The organism is Paenibacillus sp. TC-CSREp1 (genome assembly GCF_050171015.1).
GTDB lineage: Bacteria > Bacillota > Bacilli > Paenibacillales > Paenibacillaceae > Paenibacillus > Paenibacillus silvae.
Genome location: NZ_JBNOKM010000015.1, coordinates 43,411 through 66,147, shown reverse-complemented (window position 1 = coordinate 66,147; position 22,737 = coordinate 43,411). Strand labels below are relative to the sequence as shown.

Here is a 22,737-nt window from a genome sequence, read left to right as displayed (position 1 = left end):
ACCGTCGTATAGAAGTCATGAAAACATTAGAGATTAATTTCAAGACCCATGATATACTATTTACAAACTTTGGGTATAAACTTGGTAACATTAATGATACAGCTTGATAAACTGGCAAGGGGGTTCTACATGAATTGCAGTGGCTGCAGTCCGATCTATCCGATAGAGGGTCAAGGTACGCTGTACCTGCGCCCCGTCTCCCCTGCTTTGCTGGAAGCGCTGCAAGCCAAGGGAAGGCAGGTTGAATTTTCTGAGAAAATGCTCTGGTTCCATTTTTCCGACACGCAAGATCTGCTGGATCGGTTGGAAGAGATTATGGAGATGGAGAAAACGTTATCAAATGCTGTGAGCGTTCAGTTAAAACCTGCTGTGGAAAGACCATTCAGTGATGCTGGGGGGGATTGGATCAGTTTATCCATGCAGCACTCCAGAATCAAACATGCGGATATTGTTTCTACTATTTTGGAGCGGCAATTCAGCAGCTATATGCAACCGATCGTAAATGCCTCAGAGCATATTATCGGATTTGAATTTTTGCTCCGTCCGGGTGAACATGGCAGATCATTTAGCTCATATGAACTGTTTGAAGCGGCTAGAGAAACGGGACTACATTCCTTTCTGGACCGAACTGCACGTATTACAGCGATTGAAACCAGTGCCAGACACCTGCCTCAAGGTGTTAAACGTTTTGTTAATTTTCTGCCTTCCTCTATCTACAATCCTGAATATTGTTTAACACATACATTCGAAGCCATTGAACGCCTTTCGCTGGACCCAAAGGATTTTGTTTTCGAAGTTGTCGAGACCGAACAGATCCAGCATCTGTCGACGCTACAGCATATTTTTCAAGTATATCGTTCTAACGGCATGAGCGTAGCATTGGATGATGTCGGTGCCGGATATTCCACGATTGATTTAATGAGCAATTTAGAGCCGGATTTTGTCAAAATTGACCGCAGTCTGATTGATCATTGTGATCAGGATCGGGCAAAACAGCAGAAGATTCTGAATATAATGCAGGTATCGAGCCAATTTGGTGGTAAAGTACTTGCTGAGGGTATTGAACGAATTGAAGAGTTTGATTTCTGTCGTTCCGTAGGAATTGAGCTGGCTCAAGGCTATTATTTTGGTAAACCTGCAGCTCATCCGCCGGATGGTCCTTACCTGGGACCGTCTTACAGAGCGGCAAAATAAATATTCAGTTACATCCCGTAACGCCAGGCTGGTCGCTTTCTTGTGGAAGTGGCCTGCTTGGCGTGCGCTTTTTTTATCAAATAAATCTCGTTGTTAGCCGATATATAACATAAGCCATAAGATACTTCATACATAGAGAGAAAAATCGGCTTGGAAATTATAAGGGGGATATGCAAATGAATGAAATCCAGAAGCATCAGGTAGGGAAAGCCGGAAAAAAATCCAAACCAGTACCAGCTAAAAATAAAAAGAAGAGTAAGAAAAAAGCATTTGTCTGGAATATTCGAAACAAAATGCTGCTTTCCTTTCTGATCGTCTTGATCGTGCCGAGTTTGGCCATTAGCTTCGTGACCTTAACGATCTCGGAGGACACAGTACAAGAGCAGTTAAACGATAGTGCGATGCAGAGCGTAAAAACCGTGAATAAAATTATAGAGAGCCAGGTGAATAGCAAAATTTATGATATCAATTATTTCTCGGACTCTCTCGATCCGGCCCTGATTAAAGGAGAAAATGATAGTACAGAGCTTCAGACCAAGCTTGCTCAGTATTTGGGATTACATCCTGATGCTTTGAATATTTTTGTAGGCACGACAGAAGGCGTCATGGTTCGGGGAAAACCCACAGAAAGCAGTCAGCGCGGAGAAGCTTTTGATCCCAGAGAACGAGAGTGGTATACACTGGCAATGAGCCAGCCGGGCACTGTTGCAGTCTCCCCGGTCACCAAAAATACCGACGGAGCAGCAGTTGTGTTTATTTCCAAAACGTTAAAGGATCAATCAGCTGTCATTGGTCTGTCACTCGACTTAACAGATCTTCGTGAACAGGCCAACATGAAGGTAGGTAATGAAGGATATGTCATTATTCTTGATGCAAATCAGAATTATGTCGTCTCCCCTGTACAGGAAGTAGGTACGAAGGATACCAGCGGTGCAATGGATCAAATGTATAAGAGTAAAGAAGGTCAGTTCGAATACATATTTGATAAACGCGCCAAAACGATGATTTTCTCTACAAATGAAGCAACAGGCTGGAAAATTGCAGGAACGATGTTCAAAAGTGAAGTAACGGACGCAAGCAAGGAGATTCGTTTGGCTACGCTTATTGTTTTGCTTGCTTCTGTACTTCTGGCGATCATTTACATTATCTGGTTCACTGGATCGATGATCCGTCCGATCAAACGGCTTCAGGAAAATGCACGAGCAGTCAGCAAGGGTGATCTGACCGTGAAGATGGACAGTACACGCAAGGATGAAATCGGTGAACTGGCAAAGTACTTTGAACGTATGGTGGATAATTTGCGAATGATGATTCTGGGTGTTCAGGAAACCGCAGAGCAGGTATCAGCATCCTCACAAGAATTGTCTGCGAGTGCGGACCAAACGACGAAAGCGATTGAGCATTCAACGATGGCGATCCAGGAGCTTGCCGAGGGAGCAGAGCAGCAGGTAAGCAGTGTGAAGGAAGGCTCTGAAGAGATCAATCATATGGCAGAAGATGTGAGGCTGATGTCAGAGCGAGTACAATCCATCACAACTTCAATGCGGGATACATCCGGGGCAGCTTCTTCAGGGAATGAAGCAGCGGGACAAGCTGTGGAACAGATGAACATTATTCAGGAGACGGTTGAGCAATTAGGTCATGTTGTACAATCCCTTCATATTCGTACTACTGAAATCGGCGGTATGGTTGACGTCATTGCATCGATCTCGAAGCAAACCAACCTGCTGGCATTGAATGCTTCCATTGAAGCGGCCAGAGCAGGAGATGCAGGACGCGGATTTGCCGTCGTTGCTGGCGAGGTTCGTAAGCTTGCTGAAGAGTCAGGCAGCTCTGCAGGGCAGATTGGCGAGCTTGTGCACAATATACGTCAGGATATGGATTCAGCTCTGAAGGCGATGAATGCGGCTCAAAGCCGGGTAGATGAAGGTCTCCAGGCTGTGAATACATCCGGACAATCCTTTGAACAAATTCGTAAAGCGGTTGAGGATGCGGTTCACACACTGGATGAGCTGTCAGAGACGACAAAGCAATTGGAGAAGGGGGCCTCCCATGTTGTGCAAACGATGAACGACATATCGAATGTCACGCAGGAATCAGCAGCAAGTACCGAGTCCGTCTCGGCATCATCACAGGAGCAGCTAGCTTCCGTTGAAGAGATCGCCTCATCTTCTGCACATTTAAATAACATGGCAGAGCAGCTGCAAGGTCTGCTGGGTATGTTCAAGATGAATGATGATAAAGCCAAAGACAGTGATAAGTCCTGATGAAGTCAGGCTAAGTACATTTTTTCATAAGCTTGCAGAAAATAAAGATAGACATTCCTCCTGCGGACCTGTATAAATATATCGTCTGGTTCTTACAAGCCAGTGTACGTTGTACTTTTATTAATAGAACGATACGCATATCGAGTCAGGATAGCAGCAGGAGGAACTATGGTATATGTAGCGATACTGATTTTTGTTTTGACAATTACAATGGTCATCTGGCAGCCGCGTGGAATCGGGATAGGCTGGAGTGCCTCAGGAGGCGCTCTTCTTGCTCTGGCCGCTGGTGTTGTTAGTTTAAATGATGCTTCGGATGTGGCTTCCATTGTGTGGAATGCTACGCTTGCCTTTGTCGGCATTATTATGATTTCTTTGATTTTGGACGAAACCGGGTTCTTCGAGTGGGCCGCTCTTCATATGGCCCGGCTGGCAGGAGGGAACGGACGCAGGCTGTTCCTGTACTCTATTTTACTTGGAGCAGCTGTGTCTGCCTTGTTTGCGAATGATGGAGCAGCGCTTATTCTGACACCGATCGTACTGGCAATGGTGCGTGCATTGAAATTTGATGAGCGTATGGTGCTGGCTTTTGTAATGGCGAGTGGTTTCATCGCAGATACAACTTCGCTGCCGCTGGTCGTCAGCAATCTGGTGAACATTGTCTCTGCCGATTTCTTCGGCATTACATTTGTAGAATATGCCGTACGTATGATCGTGCCCAATCTGTTCTCCATTGCGGCGAGTACGGCGATGCTGTTTTTATTTTATCGCAAAAGCATTCCGCTTACGTATGATGTCACAGCTGCTCGTGATCCAAAGGAAGCAATCCGTGATCCGCGGGTGTTCAAAATCGCCTGGTTTATGCTGGGACTGCTACTGGTGGCTTACGCCTCCAGTGAGTTTCTGCCGATTCCTGTCTCCGTGATTGTAGGCGCAGTAGCGCTGCTGTTCGGTATTCTTGCACGTAAAAGCGAAGCGGTTGATCTGAAGCGGGTAATCAAGGAAGCACCATGGTCCATTGTTGTCTTTTCGGTGGGGATGTATATCGTCGTGTATGGTCTGCGCAATGCCGGATTGACCGATTATTTGAGCGGCTGGCTGGATGCTATAGCCGATTACGGCCTGCTGGCCGCATCATTGGGGATGGGTGTAATCGCTGCTGTATTATCATCAGTGATGAATAATCTGCCAACCGTATTGATTAATTTGCTCGCCATTCAAGGAGCACATACCGAGGGTATCATACGTGAAGCGATGATCTATGCCAATGTCATTGGTTCCGATCTGGGACCGAAGATGACACCGATCGGGTCGCTGGCGACCTTGCTGTGGCTGCATGTATTGTCCCGTAAAGATGTGAAGATTACGTGGGGATACTATTTCAAGGCAGGCATCATCCTGACTGTTCCAACGCTGCTGATTACTTTGGCAGGGCTGGCACTGTGGCTTTGGATTTTGGGGTAAAAGAGATGCGTTGATCATATCAAACATTAAAAATGAACATATGATTCTGTAAAAAGGCTGTTTGACCAGATGTGCGATGCACATTCGGGTGAGACAGCCTTTTTTTGCTGTTTATTGAACTATTTTTTTCGTTCTTATCTGCCTGACATAGAAGACTGTTATATAGAAGAAGACAATCATTTCTTCTTCTAGCGATCTGAGCGCAGCCAGTGCCGAAGTAGCGAAGGGAACGGAACGATTGTGGAAAAGCGAAGCGGTCGCCTTTATCAACGGATATATTCCTTGGAAGAATGGAATCCAATATATCCGGGGATAACAGCGATTGTAGCAACGTCCGTTCCCGAAGCGGCTACCCGGCGCTTTTTGAAACTTGTCCGCATATTGAATAATTCTGAAGAAGCGAAAGTGTCGCCTTTGTCTCCGAATGTTTACATTTAGAAAATAAAATCAATAAAAATTCGGAGACAACAGCGATCGGAAGAACGATCCGTAGCCGGAACGACTGCACAGAGTCCTATTTTAAACGCATTATACTAGTCCAACTTCATTCATACACAGCCCGAATTTTTAACATTGCGTTTACAAAACATTGATTTTCGGATGACATACCAAAACTACAATGATTAAAGAGTTGATGGTGATCACACAAATTTACAAAACGCCATCACTACATTGGGGGAGGAAAACAAAACATGTTTAAAAAGTTGCCGTTTATTTTGATGACCTTAACGTTCGTACTGGTGCTTGCAGCATGCGGATCGAAAAACGACGCAGGTACTACAAATGGTGCCGCAAGCAATGGATCAGGAGAAGGTACTGCTGCAGCTGAACTCAGCGGTAACATTCTGGCTGTTGGATCAACAGCACTGCAGCCACTGGTAGATCAAGCTGGACAAAAATTTATGGCAGTTGATCAATATAAGAACATCACTGTGCAAGTGCAAGGCGGCGGTAGTGGTACTGGTCTGACTCAAGTATCTGACGGACAAGCGACCATCGGTAACTCTGACGTGTTTGCAGAAGAAAAAATCGATGACGCTGCTAAAGTAAGTGAACTGAAAGATCATCAGGTTGCTGTAGTTGCGATTGCTCCTGTAAGCAATAAAGATGCAGGTGTGACGGATCTGACCAAACAACAACTGATCGACATTTTCTCTGGTAAAGTGAAGAACTGGAAAGAAGTTGGCGGTAAAGATCAAGCAATCGTTATCGTAAACCGTCCAGGCAGCTCCGGTACACGTGCAACATTCGAAAAATTTGCGCTGGGTACGAAAGTTGAAGATATCCAAGGTTCGATTCAAGAGGATTCCTCCGGTACAGTTAAGAAGCTTGTAGCTGAGACTCCAGGTGCAATTGGTTACCTGGCCCTGTCCTACCTGGACGACAGCCTGCAAGTTCTGAAATATGAAGGTGTGGAAGCAACTGTAGAAAACGTAGAATCCGGTGCTTATCCAGTGTGGGCATACGAGCATATGTACACAAAAGGTGAGCCGGATGCTGCAACCAAAGCGTTCCTTGACTACATCCTGAGTGATGAAATTCAACAAAAAGACGTAACAGAGCTGGGCTACATCCCAGTGTCTGGTATGAAAGTTAAACGCGATGCAGCAGGTAACGTGACGAAATAATCTTTAACTTGCGCATACAGCGAGAGAGGCGGACTCAGGTCCTGCCTCTTTACGCAGTTTGCTCTGAAAATATCCCATATTTTGCATCAATTCCACTATAGAAGGATGGTTGTTATGGAACAGACCGGAGGGGGAACGGCAATGAATAGCAAAGTGAAGTCACGCCGACCCTTGAGAGAGAAGCACTACTGGGAAGAGTGGACGGGACGAATCTATACGTCGATTTGTGTCGTTTTCCTGATCGTTGTCATGTTTTCCATCGTATATTTTGTAGCCTCAAAAGGGCTGTCGACATTTTTCCAGAACGGCATAAGCATGAGTGATTTTCTAACAGGAAAAACATGGAATCCAACAGGAGAACCTGCGGCCTATGGCGCGTTGCCTTTTATAACAGGTTCGTTTATTACAACTTTTCTGGCAGCGCTGATTGCAAGTCCGCTTAGCCTGTGTGCAGCACTCTTTATGACAGAGATCGTACCGGGTAAAGGTAAAAAAATACTGCAGCCTGCGATCGAGCTTTTGTCTGGTATTCCTTCGGTTGTTTACGGTTTTATTGGTCTTAGTGTCATTGTACCTTTGCTGCGCAGCATGTTCGGCGGTGCGGGTGTCGGGATTGCAGCCGGATGCCTTGTATTGTCCGTCATGATTCTGCCAACAGTGACCAGCATTATGGCAGATGCACTGTCTGCGCTTCCTAAAGGGCTGCGTGAATCGTCCTATGCACTGGGTGCAACACGCTGGCAAACGATCTATCGGGTCATTATTCCGACTGTTCTGCCTGCGCTGCTTACCGGGGTTGTTCTGGGCATGGCCCGTGCCTTCGGTGAGGCACTTGCGGTACAGATGGTTATCGGTAATGCACCGCATGTACCAACATCTCTGCTCGAATCGGCTTCCACGTTGACCAGTGTAATTACACTGAGTATGGGCAACACCACGATGGGCTCTGTCCATAACAATGCACTTTGGAGTATGGCGCTTGTGCTTCTGGTAATGACCTTTGTCTTTGTCATTCTGGTTCGCCTGCTTGAAAGGAGAAACCGGGTATGAAATTAAAGGCAAAAACAGTAGATAAAATTGCAACAGGTGTCATTGTTGTACTCGCTCTTTTCATCGTTGTGCTTCTGCTCGGGCTGCTCGGATTCATTCTTTTCCGGGGAATCGGCCAGATCAACTGGCACTTCCTGACGAGTGCTCCACAATTGCTCAAAGGCGGCGGCGGTATTGGGCCGCAATTGTTTAACTCTATATTTTTGCTCGTGCTCACGTTAATTATTACGATCCCGCTCGGCTGGGGCGGTGGTATTTATATGGCGGAATACGCCAAACCGGGACGGATTACAAGTTTCATTCGTCTGGTTGTTGAAGTATTGTCGTCCTTCCCATCTATCGTTATTGGTTTGTTCGGACTATTATTAATTGTTAATACGTTCGGTCTTGGTTTCTCTCTCTTATCGGGTGCTATGGCGCTGGCTATTTTCAACCTGCCGCTGATGGTGCGTACGACGGAGCAAGCTTTCCGTGCTGTTCCGAAGGAGCAGAAGGAAGCGGGGCTGGCTCTTGGTTTGTCCAAATGGAAAATCATTACGTCAATTCTGCTGCCTGTGGCACTGCCAAGTTTGATCACGGGAACGATTCTGGCCTCTGGCCGGATTTTCGGTGAAGCTGCTGCTCTGATGTTTACCGCCGGAATGAGCAGCCCGCCGCTGGACTTCACGGATTGGAATCCGACAAGCCCGAGATCGCCAATTAATCCGCTCCGTCCTGCTGAAACATTGGCTGTGCATATCTGGAAAGTCAACAGCGAGGGCATTGGACCAGATTCCAAAGAGATCGCAGCAGGTGCATCGGCCGTATTGGTTATTCTGGTGCTTGCGTTTAATCTGAGTGCACGCTGGATCGGCCGTGTTGTATATCGCCGGATGACAGCTTCGAAATAAGGAGGAACCGACATGGCCATACCTTTCGGTACGGAACAGTTAAGCATATATTATGGGCATTTCCAGGCGGTCAAACAGATCAGCCTTACCTTCCCGGAGTCCAGTGTAACAGCACTGATCGGGCCTTCCGGCTGCGGCAAATCCACCTTTCTCCGCTCATTGAACCGGATGAATGATGAGATTGCCGGTTCTCGCACGGAGGGACATATCTGGATGGATGGCAACGACCTGAATGAACCGGGCACTGATGTAATCAAGCTTCGGCAGAAGATTGGTATGGTGTGGCAGAAGCCTAACCCTTTTCATAAATCCATCTACAACAATATCGCGTTTGGCCCCCGCTACCGTGGTACAAAAAACAAGAAAGCACTGGATGAGATTGTGGAAAAAAGCTTGCGTCGCGCCGCTCTGTGGGATGAAGTGAAAGACAGGCTGCATGACTCGGCTCTGGCACTGTCGGGTGGTCAGCAGCAGCGTCTCTGTATCGCACGGGCGTTATCCGTAGATCCGCAGATTCTGCTGCTCGATGAGCCGGCATCTGCGCTTGACCCGGTATCAACAGGCAAGGTAGAAGAATTAATTTCCGAGCTGAAGCAGGAGCTGCGCATTGTCATTGTTACGCATAATATGCAGCAGGCAGCGCGCATCTCGGACTATACGGCTTATTTTTACCTGGGCAGCCTGGTTGAGCATGGGGATACGGAGCATATCTTTACCAATCCGGACAACCGTCTGACACAGGAATATATTATGGGTCGTTTTGGTTAATGATTGCTGGATTGGTGTATGAAAATTTCACAGTAAAACATTTTAAACAGTACCTTATAGAGCAGACACTTGATACGTCTCTCTATGGGGTATTTTTTTTATGATGCAGTCATTTGTTGTGATATGGTCCCAGCTGTTTGTCGGAGAAATGGAAGGGTGAATGGATATCCTTCAGCCACATATTTCCTTTAATAATGAGGAGATACACAGCGATTACAAAGTACACCAATCCGATGATCCAGTCGGTGGTGCTTGCCAGCTTGTGTTCTGTAATGTAATACAGATACCATCCACCGATTGGGAAATGGAAAACCAGCACGGCGAACAGGCCGGGATTGTACCATGTTTTGGCTTTGATATTGGCGAATAGACCATGCCAGACAAACTGAAAAAAACCCATAAAGATCGGGGCCAGTGCCATCCAGATGAAGGTTGGGAAAAAGACGGGCAGAAGATAAAAAACATAGGCGATAACCAGGTTAATGACCATGGCAGACTGCGGGTTCAGCGGATAATGCGTAGGTTGTTCGCTTTTGAATATAACGATGTTAAATAAACCGCCAAAATAGCCGGGCCAGCGATACTCTTCGAATTGATGCACCAGAATGGCGATGAAGCTAAGCCACAAGATCATACTCAGTTCGGACATGGTACGAAGATTCATAACGATGCCGATTGCGGTTACTGCCGCGAACAGCATCCCCAGATCAGGCCAGTATTTACGCAGCATATTCATGAGTAATCTCTCCTCACATCTTATTTTCTGAAAAAATAACGTTCCAGCAGCAGGTCAATCTGACGCTCGACAGGCTTCATTTCGATGCCTGAGCCAGCCTCAAGAGTCTGTCTCATCAGTGCAGGCATGAACACGGCACCGAAGACTTGCATCACCATCATCATTAGAATGTCTTGATCCTGTTCGTTGGTCAGCTCTTTCAGCAGACTCTTGATTTTGTCGAATCCAATCATCCGCATAAACTTTCCATACTCCTGCTGTGACGCAAATAAATTGGCGCCCATGGTAATGACTCGTGACAGCAGTTCAGGGTACTGCTCTATTCCTTGTACATAATGCAGCAAAAAACGTTTCAAGCGTTGCTCGGGTGGCAAAGTAAAGTCATCCAGTACCTCGAAAGATTCCTGAAAACCAGAAAGCAGAATCTGTATCACCTCGCTAATCAGCTTATCCTTGGAGCCAAAGTAATAATTCACCAGTGATACGTTTGTATTCGAACGTTGGGCAATGCTGCGAATGGTGATCTTCTCGAATCCTTCCTGTTTGATCATCTCCAGTGCAGTTTGAAGAATAGTCTCTTTGGTTTCATTGTTCTTGTCCACAGCTTCTTGTTCCCTTCTCGTTATATTTAAACATTGTTTAAAACGTTGTTTGATACATCTTAACATTCAATTTGTCTAAATTCAATAAACTTTTTCCAACATTTGGGGTAACATCTATAGTGAGGTTTGACCTGAAATAACAAAAATGCAAGGCTTGAAGCATTGTAATGGGGTTATTTTCCTGCTAAAGCTTTGCGTAATTGGCATTTATAAAGAAAGTATTAACTTTACAGAATCTTATGGATTGTTCGCTACACTTTAAACATGGGAGGATGAAAGCGCAATGACAGACAAGGATAACATACTGCTGGTAGAGGATGACCCGGAAATAGCCCGTATTCTGCTGGATCATCTGCGCCGTGAAGGGTATGCAGTAACCTGGGCATCAAGTGGACTGGAGAGCTGGGAGGACTTCAGACAGGGGGAGTATCAGCTTGTCCTGCTTGATCTGATGCTGCCGGAGATGGACGGATTTACCGTATGCAAACATGTCAGGTTAATCAGTGATGTTCCCGTATTAATCATGAGTGCACGTCACCAGGAGGAAAGTAAACTGAAGGGGCTCGGCCTAGGTGCGGATGATTATATCACGAAACCCTTCAGCCTGGCTGAGCTTACAGCGCGGATTGAAGCCCATCTGAGCAGATATCGCAGATATCAGGGGAGCCACCCCCGTTCCTCATCCAGTTCTGTTTTTCAGCAGTACAATGACGGATTATCCATCCACCCGCTGAATCAGCAGGTGATGCTGAATGGTACCGAGCTGCAGCTGACGGGAAAAGAAGGAGCGCTGCTTATGCTGCTGGCTTCGCATCAAGGCCGGGCATTCACGAAAACGGAAATTTATGAACATGTGTGGGGCCAGCCGGCAGAGGGAAGCTCAAGCACAGTCACTGTACACGTGAAAAGTCTGCGCGCAAAGCTGGGAGATGAGCCGCATCAGCCGCGCTGGATTCAAACGGTATGGGGCAGCGGCTACCGCTTTATTGGGGAGCGGATCGAATGAAGCTGAAATATTGGCTGATGCTTGCGTTCCTGATTGTCATGTTATTGCCTGTGGCTGCGGGCTGGGCATTGTTTTCCTTGTATAACTATTATGAAAGTCAGCGCGCAGTAGCTGAGTACGTGGAGTTATCCGGACGTTTCGCTCCTATAGAGAAGGCACTGGATAATCCGGAGCTGTACCAGCTGCAGTCTCCCGAGCATCAAATTCTCCCTGAGCTTGCCAGTGAACAGGTGAGTTTCAATCTGTATCTGCCCTCTGGCATTCGGGTGTACAGTTCTGGCGGGGATACATGGTCATCAAGCGGATACACGGTAAGAAGCTCTGAATTATACCGGAACCTGTACAACCTGCAGATTCGTCACCGTACATTTTCACTGAAGAAACCGGTCTGGAATCATGGAGAACTGGCGGGCATTTATGAGATAACGATGCTGCGTCAGGACTGGCTTGAAGGCATATCGATTCGAACAACCTGGGTTGTCGGCGGAGCAGTGTTATTCTTTGTACTGTTGTATGGGACGGTGTTGTGGCTGCTATCCCGAAAGCTATTCTTTCCCATGAGAGCTTTGATGAACAGGATGCATGCGTTTGCCCGTGGAGAACAACCGGATGTTGTACGGGCAAACATTCGGAACGATGAGATGGGTACGCTGCTGCAGCAGTTCGATGCGATGCAGCAAACGGTCAGGCAGACTCAGGCAGAGGTGGAGAAGCAGCAAAAAGAAAAAGAGATGATTGTAGCCTCTCTGTCTCATGACCTGAAAACACCGTTGATGTCCATCAGTGCTTATGCGGAGGCAATCAGCATGGACAACCGTTCTGAACGATTGGAGAGACAGGAGTATAAAGATGTTATTGCGAGAAATGTGGAACGTATGAAACAGATGATCGGTGAGCTTGAGATGTATACAGCGCTTGGCTCCAGTGATTCGGAACTCGCTATGGTTGAGGTGGAAGGGGAAGAGTTTTTCGAGATGCTGCTGGGCAGTTACGGAGGACTTGCGGAACGTGATCATTACAACATGCAGGTGTCTGTACGCACGAATCATCTCTACCGGATTCATCCTGAATCACTGATGCGCCTGACCGATAATCTGGTGCATAATGCGCTTCGTTATACGCCTCCCGAAGGTAGAATCGGACTCGCTGTAATTGATTCAGTGGAGGAGCTCCCCGAATGGATGAATCCGTTACTCGGAGCGGAGCTTGATCCTTACAGAACCGGGGCAACGATCATGGTGGTTCAAAATGAAGGTCCTGCAATTCCTCCAGAACAGCTGGAACGAATTTTCGAGCCGTATGTTCAATATCACAAGCAGGAGAGACATGGCTTCGCAGGAGGCTCGGGCCTGGGATTAAGCATAGCCAGAAGGATTGCATTAAAGCATGGAGGGGATATGCGCATGTGGTCCTCGGAACAATACGGGACTGCGGCTGTGTGCCGATTGCCGGAACTGTAAAAATACACAGAAATTAAAGAAGGAGGATGATCGTTTATGATGAAGAAAGGATGGAAGCTGCTCGGAGCTGCCTTGATTGCCACTTCAATGTTAACAGGATGTTCGGAAAAGGAGGTGCTTGGCATGTCGGGGGATGACATGATTGAGAAGATTATTGCTGCCGAGTCAGAGCCGGCTTCCTACTATGCGGAAGGTCTTTTGAAGATGTGGACGGATGGGGAAATCACAAATACCGTACAGGTGAAGGAATGGGTAGATGGGAAAACAGGACAGCAGCGGGTTGAGACAGAGGAAGATGGAAATGTAAGTTATGCGGTTCATAACGGATCAGAGATTCTGATTTATGAGAAAGAGGCCAAGACCGCTTTTTCAATGGACTCCTCCTCGTTTCAGCAAGAGCCTAACCAAACCCAAAAGCAGATGCTGGTGGATCAACTGGAACGGATGCGTGATTCCCACAACGTGAAGACGCTGGGCCAGGAAACGCTTCAAGGTCATGAGGTAATTCACATTGAACTAACACCCAAGGATGAAAATTCCCTGTCGATGTCATCCGAATACTGGATAGACCCCAAGAAGTGGATGGTTATTAAAGCGACCAGTACGTACGGGGATACCAAATCGGAGGTACTGTATGACCTGATTGATTACAATCCTGAATTCACGGACAAGACGTTTACGCTGGACATCCCTGCAGACGTTGAGATCCAAAAGATGAATGATGTGATGAATAACAAGGAGATAACACTGGAAGAAGCAGAGAAGGCAGTGGGGCAGCCGTTTCTGCAATATGTAGGGAAGGATCTGGAATTGTCGAGAATCGAGATGACTTCGTCCGTGAGTGAAAGCCGGGATGAGGTGACGTTATATTATGTGAAGAATAACAAGCCTGAGATCAGTATAACGGTATTCCAGGCACCTGAGGAAAATGTAGATGAAAAGCTGCTGCCAGAGGAAAAGAAAGTAACAATCCGTGATACGGAGGGTTCGTACATGTCCATGATTCGCAATCTGTCATGGAGCGAGGAAGGTTTGCGATATTCGATCATGGGAGAAAATGATGCCTGGACACAGGAGAAGCTGCTGTCGTGGGTGGATGCGCTCCAGCTTGCAAAGCCAAACAAATAATATCCTGTGAATAGTGAGCCTTGAACAATATTAGGGCGTGTCTTGAAACCTACTGAAGTGCATCTTTTACCGCCTTTTCGCCCCCTGCTGCGTCACTTTCCCTTGACGTGCCCCGGCACGCCTGCGGGAAACTTCCTGGCTTGGAACGAAAATTCAGCAAAATCTGCTTCCTTCAGAGTTTTCAGACACGTCCTAGTGAAAAATGCATATTATTATAGAAACGAAGGAATCCTTACTTTCTGACAGTCAGGGATTCCTTTTTATTACAACAGGCATGTTGCGTCACTTTAGTTGACATAAATTGAGCGGCATATTAATCTGTATATGATTGAATGAATGCCAAAAGCGTGATTCGTAATGAAATAACAGAATAAAGCGAATGATAACGAGCGGGAGAGACCTGAGCGGACTGCACGTAATGTACAGGCCGGGTTCAGGCACCGAAGGAGCAAGCTGTTATGCACCCGGCATAGCGGTTAATCTCTCAGGTAAATGTACCATCGTTGGACGCAGCTCTGGAGAGTGCGCAGAAGAAGCGCCACCCAAGGGGTATATGATTGATCAGCTCGGTAACAGGCGGGTACTGGAACGTACTTGACTTTGTTCTGACGCTGCTGCGATCATGAAACTCTCAGGTATCAAGGACAGAGAGAGGGCTAACGGCCTTCTTCTGTCCTTTTTTGATGTCATCATTCAGTAAATCAGGAACATTATGGCGGTCTTGTCTGAATAACGATGACGAAACCAATTGGAGGGTTACAACGTGCGATTTAAAGATGTTTTCTCAATTATCGGTCCGTCGATGACAGGACCATCCAGTTCACATACAGCAGGTGCTGCAAGGCTCGGCCGTATTGCCCGCCAATGGCTGGGTTGCACACCGGAACGTGCGCGGCTCACACTGTACGGATCATTTGCAGATACGTACCAGGGACACGGGACTGATCTGGCACTCATTGGCGGCTTGCTCGATTATGTTACGGATGATCCGCGGATACCGGATGCAGAGCAGTATGCAGCCGAAGCGGGTATGGAGGTTGAATTTTATACGAGTGGTCTACCAGCTCCCCATCCTAACACGGTTAAGATTGAACTCTGGCATGGTGAACGGCAGTGCTCATTAATGGGGGCTTCCATTGGCGGCGGCAGTGTGTCGGTGAATGCGCTGAATGATTTTCGCGTGCAGATCAGTGGGGAATTTCCGACCTTAGTGTTAAGACATGCGGACAAGGCAGGTGTGCTCGCCTCGGTCACTTCAACGATTAGCTCATCTGGAGTGAACATAGGTTATATGCAGGTGGATCGAAAGGCGCGTGATGGAGAGGCTCTGACGGCGATGGAGATGGATGCTCCTCCGAGTGAAGAGGTTCTGAAAAAACTGCGTTCGCTGGATCACGTGCTGGACATTCGTGTGATTGATCTGAAGAGAGGGGTTGACCCGAATGCGGTTTAAGCATTTGCATGAATTAAACGCGATCTGCACAGCCGAGTCCAAAACGATTGCGCAGCTAATGATTGAGGAGCAGGTGCAGGAGACGAACACACCGGAGGCAGACGTGGTGAAGCAGATGTCGGAATACTACCAGGTAATGAAGGAAGCCGTGCGCAAGGGGCTCACTGAAGATACGACCTCGCGCAGCGGACTGACGGGTGGAGACGGGAAAAAGATGGCCGAATACATTCGCCAAGGGCAGACCTGCTCCGGTGACGCTTCTGCGCTTGCTATGGCCTACGCTCTGTGTGTATCAGAAGTGAATGCTTCTATGGGACGTATCGTGGCTACGCCAACAGCGGGCTCCTGCGGTATTATTCCGGGTGTGTTCATCAGCTCGCAGGAACGCTTTGGCTGGACGGATGAACATCTGGTGAACGGACTGTTCTGCGCCGGGGCTATCGGTTACGTTATTGCCAACAACTCCTTCATCTCCGGTGCGGAAGGCGGCTGTCAGGCCGAGGTAGGGTCTGCAATCGGTATGGCTGCGGGTGCGATGGTGGAGCTGCGCGGCGGCACGCCGGAGCAGGTCGTGCATGCGGTCGGGCTGGCTTTGAAAAATACACTGGGCCTCATCTGTGATCCGGTGGCTGGCCTGGTAGAGATTCCATGCATCGTGCGTAACGGACTCGGTGCTGTTACCGCACTGGCTGCGGCAGATATGGCTCTGGCAGGGGTGCGTAGCGCCATTCCTTCCGATGAAGTCATCGATGTTATGCTGGAGGTGGGCAGTGCGATGCCTAGCCGTCATCGTGAGACAGCGCAAGGCGGGCTGGCCCAGACCCCTACAGGACGCAAAATGATGGAAAAGCTGGCTAAGCCTAAGGCGAAGCGGGCAGAGCCGGAAGACAAACCTGATATCCCAGGTACCGATTAAGGCAAAACAAGACAAAACGAATACAAAATCACATGACAAAAAAAGCGTCCATCCACCTGTGAATCAGATCAGGTTATGATGAACGCTTTTTTATATGGACTGTCTGTCCCGTTTGTCGACCTGTAGCATCGTTGTGAACATATACTTAATCCATGCCAGGTGAAGATTATGGCTATTATTATTGCTCCGCCAGTTCCGTACGCATAACGGCATAGCCATAGGCAGGCAGTTCAATGGCGAGAACCCCTTGGTCTATAGCGGTGCGGTGATTGCCTTCAAACAGCTCGGTCCAGGGCTGATCGCCTGCTTCCAGCTCAACGATGGCGGTTTCCTCCGAGCGGTTGAACAGCACCAGAATGCGCTCGGTATCACTCTTGCGTTCCATTACGAGCTGACTGCCGCCCGCACGGGCTTGCAGAAAGCGAACCGTGCCTTCGGCTCGCAATGCCGGATGTGCATGACGAAGGGCAATCAGCTTTTGATAAAAGCCGAGCAGTTCCCGGTCCTGCTTCGCCTCATCCCACTCCATGCATTTGCGGCACCCCGGATCATGTTCCCCGTCGAGGCCAATCTCGTCACCATAATAGATGCACGGTGCTCCCATATAGCTGAACTGGAACAATGCGGCCAGCTTCATCTTGCGCTGATCTCCCTCGCACAAGGTAAGCAGGCGTGGGGTATCATGACTGTCCAGCAAGTTGAAGGCTACCTCACTCGCCTGAAGCGGATAGCGGGATAACTGGCGGCCGATGGAGTTGGCGAATTGTTCGGCGTGCATCTTATCTTCAACAAAGAAAGCATTCACAGCTGCCGTAAACGGGTAGTTCATTGCGGCATCAAACTGGTCACCCTGCAGCCAGGCAGATGATTCATTCCATATTTCGCCCAGAATATAGGCGTCGGGGTTAGCTGCTTTCACGACTCGGCGGAAATCACGCCAGAAAGCATCATCCACCTCATCGGCCACATCGAGGCGCCAGCCGTCCGTGCCGATTTCCTTGATCCAATACTCGGCTACTTCAAGCAAGTAGGCTTTAACATCGGGGTTTTCGGTATTCAGCTTGGGCATATGAGCTTCAAAGCCAAACGTCTCATAGGTTGGAATGCCATTCTTCACGGTCAACGGAAATTCATGAATGTGAAACCAGTCCTTGTATTTGGATGCCGCACCGTGCTTCTGCACGTCGAGGAATGGGGCAAAGGTTTTGCCAGAGTGGTTAAATACCGCATCCAGCAGGACACGAATGCCTCGTTCGTGGCAGAGCTTGACCAGACGTTTCACCGTATCTGCATCACCAAAATGACGGTCCACGCGCAGATAGTCCTCGGTATCGTATTTATGGTTTGTCGTAGCCTCAAAGATTGGAGTAAAGTAGATCGCATTAATGCCAAGTTCGCTAAGGTAATCGAGATGATCCATCACCCCTTGAAGATCACCGCCAAAAAAATTAAACGGTGTAGGCTCACCGCCCCAGGGTTCGACCTTCTCGGGATTGATGGCAGGATTACCGTTCGCGAACCGCTCGGGGAAAATCTGATAAAATACCGCATCCTTCACCCATGCCGGGGGTGTAAATACAGCTCCTGCATGAATATAAGGAAACTGAAACATTCGCCCCGGATCATCCGGCTCCTCTTCCTGGAAGTCCGTCTCGGTCATCCAGATCTGTTTATCTCCGCTTTTAAGCAAAAAAGCATACTTCAATCGACGATACGGAGGTTTCACTTCCCCCTCGTAATAATCAAACATGGAATCTGACGTGAATTTGGTCAACGGCACGATATCCCGTGTTTCCTCCCACGCATATTTATCCCCGGTCAGGGCATAAACCTCGGTCAAGTCATTCTTTTTGGCACGTAGGCGCAGGTGAATGGTATCCCGGTCATAGGCATAGGCCCAGTTCCGTTTGGGTTGGTGAAAGATGGCTTCGAGCAGCATGTGAAATTCCTCCCGTCAGATGTGTATAGGATATGCAGAAGCAAGTGTGGTATATGTAATGCTTATCGGACTATTGTGAAGCTGAATGATTCGGATAATATTACGTCAACACAGATTGCGTTATAATAACCTTGAAGGCAGGTCATCTGTAATGATGATGAAGTGATGCGGATATGCCAAATCTGCCCAGATATATCATTAACCCAAAGGGTAGTGAAAGGAAACGAGTACATATATGAAAAACAAATTGTTATACATTGAAGACGATACCGAAATTGCGACATGGGTAAGAGAGGATCTGGAGGACCGCGGTTATGAGGTCATGTGGCTGGGCAGCGGAGAGGGGGCTGTTGAGGCGGCGACAGGCTGTTCTTTGGTGATACTGGACGTTATGCTGCCAGGGCTGGATGGATTTACAATAGGACAGCGTTTGAAAAAGGAGTATCCTGCTGTGCCGATCGTTATGCTTTCAGCCAGAACGTCGATTGACGACAAGCTGCATGGGCTTGATTTTGCCGATGACTATGTGACCAAGCCCTTTCATCCAGACGAGCTTGCTGCCCGCATTGAGGTGCAGCTGCGCAAGGCAGGTGCGGCTGTATCCAGCAATAATGTTTTGAAGCTGGATCATCTGGCGATCTATGAGAAGGATAACCGGATCGTTAACGAGCAGACGGGAGAAGAAATTATTTTATCAGGCAAACAGTTTCACATTTTCTCGTATCTGCTCAGAAATATGGGGATGATCCGTACCAAAGAGCAGATCTATGAGGCGGTATGGAACGAACCTTATCTGGATGGAGACAAGACACTAATGGTACATATCCGGCATCTGCGGGAGAAGCTGGAGCTTGATCCGGCGAACCCGGTCATTATTCAGACCGTGCGTGGTGTAGGATATAGGGTGAAGAAGCCATGATCAGCTGGCTCCGGAAACGAAAAGTAAAGAGAATGGAACGGAATGCGACATTACAGCCCTCTGTCCGGCCCAAAATGAAGTTCGGACGTTCTTTGATGACAAGATACATGCTTCTCATTTTGGCGGCTGTGTTGTTTGTGCCTGTTGTGGTTCCTTTGGTGGCATCGGTTTTCATTGTGGTCATCAGCAATACCAGCGATAGTATAGACGCACCTTACGGTAACGCTGATAACATTACCAATCTGTGGGTTAGTGAATCCAAGAAGCTGGATGGGGCATCGGATCAGAATATTAATACACGAATGAAACAGCTGCAGGAGAAGTACCCCAGATCGGCCATGTATCGTGTGAATGCAGAAGGCAGAACGGTGCTAATTCTTGGTGGCGAAGAAGCCCGGGTGTTGAAGTCAAAACCATCCGACACTTCACAGGTCATGCCCGGGACCTCAGATACAGATGTCACACTGCAGTGGCCTTCCGTAATTGGAAAGGAGGAAGAGACCTTAATTCCTGCAGCATGGACGGCAAATTATGCCATACAGTTCATGAAGAAGGCGCCCTATCGCGATCCACTAACCGTTGTTGCTTATATTGGAGGTGGAAATGAAAACAAAGGACAAGGTTTCATGGTGATCGAGGTCCCTCGTAAATTCATTCAAAAGACTTCCAGTAGCGGGGTAGTAGAATTCATCTATTTTGGCGTAGTTATGCTGCTTGTTTTTGTTTTATTCATCGTGCTGTCTATTCTGTTTTTCGCTCAAATCCGCAAGCGGCTCGTTCGCCTTCAGACGGCGATGGCTGCCCCGGATCATGAGGGTATTCCGAATCCTGTCCATATCCGGAGAGCGGATGAAATCGGGCATCTGGAGGAATCCTTTAATCAGATGGTGTATCGGTTGACGGACAGCATCCAGCGGGAGCGGGAGGAAGAGCAGCTTCGCAAACGGCTGGTTGCGGGTCTCTCTCATGATCTGCGCACACCCCTGACGGTTATTCGCGGTCACATGCATGCATTGCACAAAGAAAATCTCAGCGAGCAGGGCATTCATGCACTGGTTCGTATGGAAAAGAAGATGCAGGATCTCAGTGAGCTCATAGATAATATGTTTTCATATAATCTGCTGACGAGTGGAAGGTACACGCTGAAGCTGGAGCAGAAGGATGTGCTGCGTATGGTCAGAGAAGCCGTGGCTTCGTGGTATCCCGTGTGGGAGAAGGAGAACTTTGAGATTGATATTGATCTGCCGGAAGCACCATTGATGTGGGATGTGGATGAGCAGGGAATGAGGCGTGTACTGGATAATCTGTTTCAAAATGTAGTTCGTCACGCGGCGAGCGGCAAATATATCCGCATATCGACCGAGCAGGTGCAGGGCAAAACCGCCCTGGTCATTGAGGATCATGGGCCAGGGATTCAGCCGGATTCAGGAACGAAGGGTACGGGGCTCGGGCTATCGATCGTAGATTTGTTAATTCGCGAGATGGGCCTGCGCAAACGGGTTGACAGTTCCGAGGCAGGTGTCCGTACCTATCTGTACAGCGGGAGAGAAGGATAGGCAGTCGGGAGAATAGACGAGTGTTCTATCATTTATGTCGGGCCGCTATACCGAGCCTCTTTTTAAACTAATCTTAAACTTGCACGCAGGCTTGCCTTAACCTTGGAGGGTTACGATAGTTCCGAGGTGATTAATAGTGAGTGAAAATATTATTCAAACGGCAAATTTATGGAAAACATACAAGGACCGTGCAGCGGTTCGTGAACTTGATCTGCATATTAAAAAGGGAGATATCTACGGCTTTCTCGGTCCGAATGGTGCCGGTAAAACTACAACCATCCGCATGCTGCTCGGCTTGATCAAACCAACCAAAGGTGTCATCCGTGTCTTTGACAAGGATATTCGCAAGGAACGTATGGACATTTTGCGCCGTGTAGGTTCTCTGGTGGAGTACCCGTCCTATTATGGACATCTGAATGCGGTGGAGAATCTTGAAGTGCTGCGTCGTATTATCAACGTGCCCAAGTCCAGAATTGACGAGGTATTGTCTATTGTTGATCTGACCAAAGATGCCAAACGGGCCGTCAAAGGATACTCCCTGGGTATGAAGCAGCGTCTGGGTATTGCCAGTGCACTGCTGGGTGATCCCGAATTGCTCATACTGGACGAGCCGACCAACGGACTCGATCCGGCAGGTATTCAGGAAATTCGTGAGCTCATCAAACGTATGCCGCTGGAGCATGGCATTACCGTACTGGTCTCCAGTCACTTGCTGAGTGAAGTGGAGCAGATGGCAAGCCGTGTCGGCATCATTCGGGAAGGGAAAATGGTGCTGCAGGATACCATCGCAAGTCTGCAAAGCCAGACGGGAAGCACTATTAGACTTATGGTATCAGCGCCGGAGGAAGCGATTAAACTGGCTCGTGAACAGGGTCAATTCGGTCAGCAGCAGGGCGCAGTACTAACCTTCCCTTATATGGATAACACTGCGGTTGCCCTTCTCATTCGCCGCCTGATTGAACAGGAGCATGACGTGTATCGGGTGGAAGAACAGCGCCAGTCTCTTGAGGATCTGTTCCTGCGTGTTATTGGTGAGGGGGCGTCTGTATGACCGGGCGTGCATTATCTTCGGATTGGCTCAAGATACGTGGGAAAGGCATCTGGTTTCTGGTATTTCTGGCTCCAATCGGATTAACGGCCATGCAGGCCTTGAATTTCGGTTTACGGCTGGATTATTTGAAAGAGCAGTACGCAGGTAACCTGTGGGGTGGTTTGCTGGGCAACGTCTTTATTTTTGTACCGCTTGCATTAATGCTGGGTGCGACAATCCTTAGTTCCATGATTGCCGGAATCGAGCATGAGCAGGGCTCGTGGAAGCAGCTGCTCGCACTGCCCATCTCCAGACCTGCAGTCTATCTGGCAAAGTTCCTGCTGGCTTGCGTGCTGCTGATCATCTCCAGTCTGCTGCTGACGGCTGGTGTTGTTGGATTAGGACTGGTGCTTGGCTTCGATGCCAAAGAAATACCTTGGGCACAGGCGCTGAAGCTCGGACTAATGCCTCTGGCCGGTGCGCTTCCGGTATTGTCCATTGAATTGTGGTTTACGCTGGTATCCAAAAACCAGGCGCTGCCGGTTACGTTCGGCATTATTCTTGCCATTACCGGCATGTTCTCCTTAACCATCTCCCCACACTTTCCACTGGCTTGGGCGCAAATGGCATGGAGTTCACCGACTCCCTACTTGTACGCGGGTATGGGCGCAGGCTTGGGAATTCTGATTATGCTGACGGGCATGATGCACTTCAGCAGAAAGGATGTGGCCTGA

The 22,737-nt window shown here is 48.3% G+C and carries 19 protein-coding genes and 2 riboswitches; of the genes, 16 read left to right on the top strand and 3 right to left on the bottom strand.

Annotated elements, in window-relative coordinates; all coding sequences use genetic code 11:
* The first annotated feature begins 129 nt into the window (after window positions 1-129).
* The 7 genes from ACQSGY_RS22155 to pstB all read left to right on the top strand — a co-directional run bounded on the left by ACQSGY_RS22155 (window position 130) and on the right by pstB (window position 9,258).
* Window positions 130-1,194 carry an EAL domain-containing protein gene (locus tag ACQSGY_RS22155; protein WP_427180766.1) on the top strand — a complete coding sequence of 355 codons (1,065 nt, stop codon included), beginning with the start codon at window positions 130-132 and terminating at the stop codon, window positions 1,192-1,194.
* A 176-nt stretch (window positions 1,195-1,370) separates the two neighbouring features.
* Window positions 1,371-3,461 (top strand): methyl-accepting chemotaxis protein, encoded by a 2,091-nt coding sequence (locus tag ACQSGY_RS22150; RefSeq protein ID WP_427180764.1) that lies wholly within the window; start codon window positions 1,371-1,373, stop codon window positions 3,459-3,461.
* A gap of 168 nt (window positions 3,462-3,629) precedes the next feature.
* A complete protein-coding gene (locus ACQSGY_RS22145; protein WP_427180762.1) occupies window positions 3,630-4,922 on the top strand; it encodes an arsenic transporter in 1,293 nt (430 codons plus the stop codon).
* A 692-nt stretch (window positions 4,923-5,614) separates the two neighbouring features.
* Complete coding sequence (locus ACQSGY_RS22140; RefSeq protein ID WP_111269282.1) at window positions 5,615-6,550, top strand: phosphate ABC transporter substrate-binding protein; 936 nt, start codon at window positions 5,615-5,617, stop codon at window positions 6,548-6,550.
* A 141-nt stretch (window positions 6,551-6,691) separates the two neighbouring features.
* Entirely contained in the window at window positions 6,692-7,600 is a 909-nt protein-coding gene (pstC, locus tag ACQSGY_RS22135; protein WP_184189150.1) for a phosphate ABC transporter permease subunit PstC, read from the top strand.
* Complete coding sequence (gene pstA, locus ACQSGY_RS22130; protein WP_111269280.1) at window positions 7,597-8,490, top strand: phosphate ABC transporter permease PstA; 894 nt, start codon at window positions 7,597-7,599, stop codon at window positions 8,488-8,490. The genes pstC and pstA overlap by 4 nt, the downstream gene beginning before the upstream one ends.
* A gap of 12 nt (window positions 8,491-8,502) precedes the next feature.
* Window positions 8,503-9,258 carry a phosphate ABC transporter ATP-binding protein PstB gene (gene pstB / locus ACQSGY_RS22125; RefSeq protein ID WP_145405643.1) on the top strand — a complete coding sequence of 252 codons (756 nt, stop codon included), beginning with the start codon at window positions 8,503-8,505 and terminating at the stop codon, window positions 9,256-9,258.
* 109 nt (window positions 9,259-9,367) lie between these two features.
* Here the strand turns inward: pstB and ACQSGY_RS22120 are convergent, their stop codons facing one another.
* Both ACQSGY_RS22120 and ACQSGY_RS22115 read right to left on the bottom strand, forming a co-directional pair.
* On the bottom strand, window positions 9,368-9,994 hold the full coding sequence (locus tag ACQSGY_RS22120; protein WP_427180759.1) for an HXXEE domain-containing protein: 627 nt from the start codon (window positions 9,992-9,994) through the stop codon (window positions 9,368-9,370).
* A 20-nt stretch (window positions 9,995-10,014) separates the two neighbouring features.
* Entirely contained in the window at window positions 10,015-10,596 is a 582-nt protein-coding gene (locus tag ACQSGY_RS22115) for a TetR/AcrR family transcriptional regulator (RefSeq protein WP_427180757.1), read from the bottom strand.
* 283 nt (window positions 10,597-10,879) lie between these two features.
* On the opposite strand from ACQSGY_RS22115, the gene ACQSGY_RS22110 reads away from it, so the two are divergent.
* The 5 genes from ACQSGY_RS22110 (at window position 10,880) to sdaAA (ending at window position 16,559) form a co-directional block, all read left to right on the top strand.
* A complete protein-coding gene (locus tag ACQSGY_RS22110; RefSeq protein WP_427180755.1) occupies window positions 10,880-11,602 on the top strand; it encodes a response regulator transcription factor in 723 nt (240 codons plus the stop codon).
* Entirely contained in the window at window positions 11,599-13,062 is a 1,464-nt protein-coding gene (locus ACQSGY_RS22105; protein WP_427180754.1) for a sensor histidine kinase, read from the top strand. The genes ACQSGY_RS22110 and ACQSGY_RS22105 overlap by 4 nt, the downstream gene beginning before the upstream one ends.
* 36 nt (window positions 13,063-13,098) lie before the next feature.
* Window positions 13,099-14,190 (top strand): LolA family protein, encoded by a 1,092-nt coding sequence (locus ACQSGY_RS22100; RefSeq protein ID WP_427180752.1) that lies wholly within the window; start codon window positions 13,099-13,101, stop codon window positions 14,188-14,190.
* Between the two features lie 380 nt (window positions 14,191-14,570).
* Window positions 14,571-14,699: riboswitch (glycine riboswitch) on the top strand.
* A gap of 4 nt (window positions 14,700-14,703) precedes the next feature.
* A riboswitch (glycine riboswitch) is annotated at window positions 14,704-14,840 on the top strand.
* Between the two features lie 113 nt (window positions 14,841-14,953).
* The gene (gene sdaAB, locus ACQSGY_RS22095) at window positions 14,954-15,643 is read left to right on the top strand and encodes an L-serine ammonia-lyase, iron-sulfur-dependent subunit beta (RefSeq protein WP_427180750.1); all 690 of its coding nucleotides are present in this window, start codon (window positions 14,954-14,956) and stop codon (window positions 15,641-15,643) included.
* The gene (gene sdaAA, locus ACQSGY_RS22090) at window positions 15,633-16,559 is read left to right on the top strand and encodes an L-serine ammonia-lyase, iron-sulfur-dependent, subunit alpha (RefSeq protein WP_427180748.1); all 927 of its coding nucleotides are present in this window, start codon (window positions 15,633-15,635) and stop codon (window positions 16,557-16,559) included. The genes sdaAB and sdaAA overlap by 11 nt, the downstream gene beginning before the upstream one ends.
* A gap of 178 nt (window positions 16,560-16,737) precedes the next feature.
* Here sdaAA and ACQSGY_RS22085 read toward each other — a convergent pair whose 3' ends face one another.
* Window positions 16,738-18,498 carry an alpha-glycosidase gene (locus ACQSGY_RS22085; protein WP_427180747.1) on the bottom strand — a complete coding sequence of 587 codons (1,761 nt, stop codon included), beginning with the start codon at window positions 18,496-18,498 and terminating at the stop codon, window positions 16,738-16,740.
* Window positions 18,499-18,733: 235 nt separating this feature from the next.
* Between ACQSGY_RS22085 and ACQSGY_RS22080 the strand changes: the two genes are divergently transcribed.
* From ACQSGY_RS22080 to ACQSGY_RS22065, 4 genes are all read left to right on the top strand, one after another.
* Complete coding sequence (locus tag ACQSGY_RS22080; protein WP_216518356.1) at window positions 18,734-19,417, top strand: response regulator transcription factor; 684 nt, start codon at window positions 18,734-18,736, stop codon at window positions 19,415-19,417.
* Window positions 19,418-19,512: 95 nt separating this feature from the next.
* A complete protein-coding gene (locus ACQSGY_RS22075) occupies window positions 19,513-20,973 on the top strand; it encodes a HAMP domain-containing sensor histidine kinase (RefSeq protein WP_427180745.1) in 1,461 nt (486 codons plus the stop codon).
* A gap of 136 nt (window positions 20,974-21,109) precedes the next feature.
* Window positions 21,110-22,024, top strand: a complete 915-nt coding sequence (locus ACQSGY_RS22070; RefSeq protein ID WP_427180743.1) for an ABC transporter ATP-binding protein — start codon at window positions 21,110-21,112, stop codon at window positions 22,022-22,024.
* Window positions 22,021-22,737, top strand: coding sequence for an ABC transporter permease (locus ACQSGY_RS22065; protein WP_248064064.1), 717 nt, complete (start codon window positions 22,021-22,023; stop codon window positions 22,735-22,737). The genes ACQSGY_RS22070 and ACQSGY_RS22065 overlap by 4 nt, the downstream gene beginning before the upstream one ends.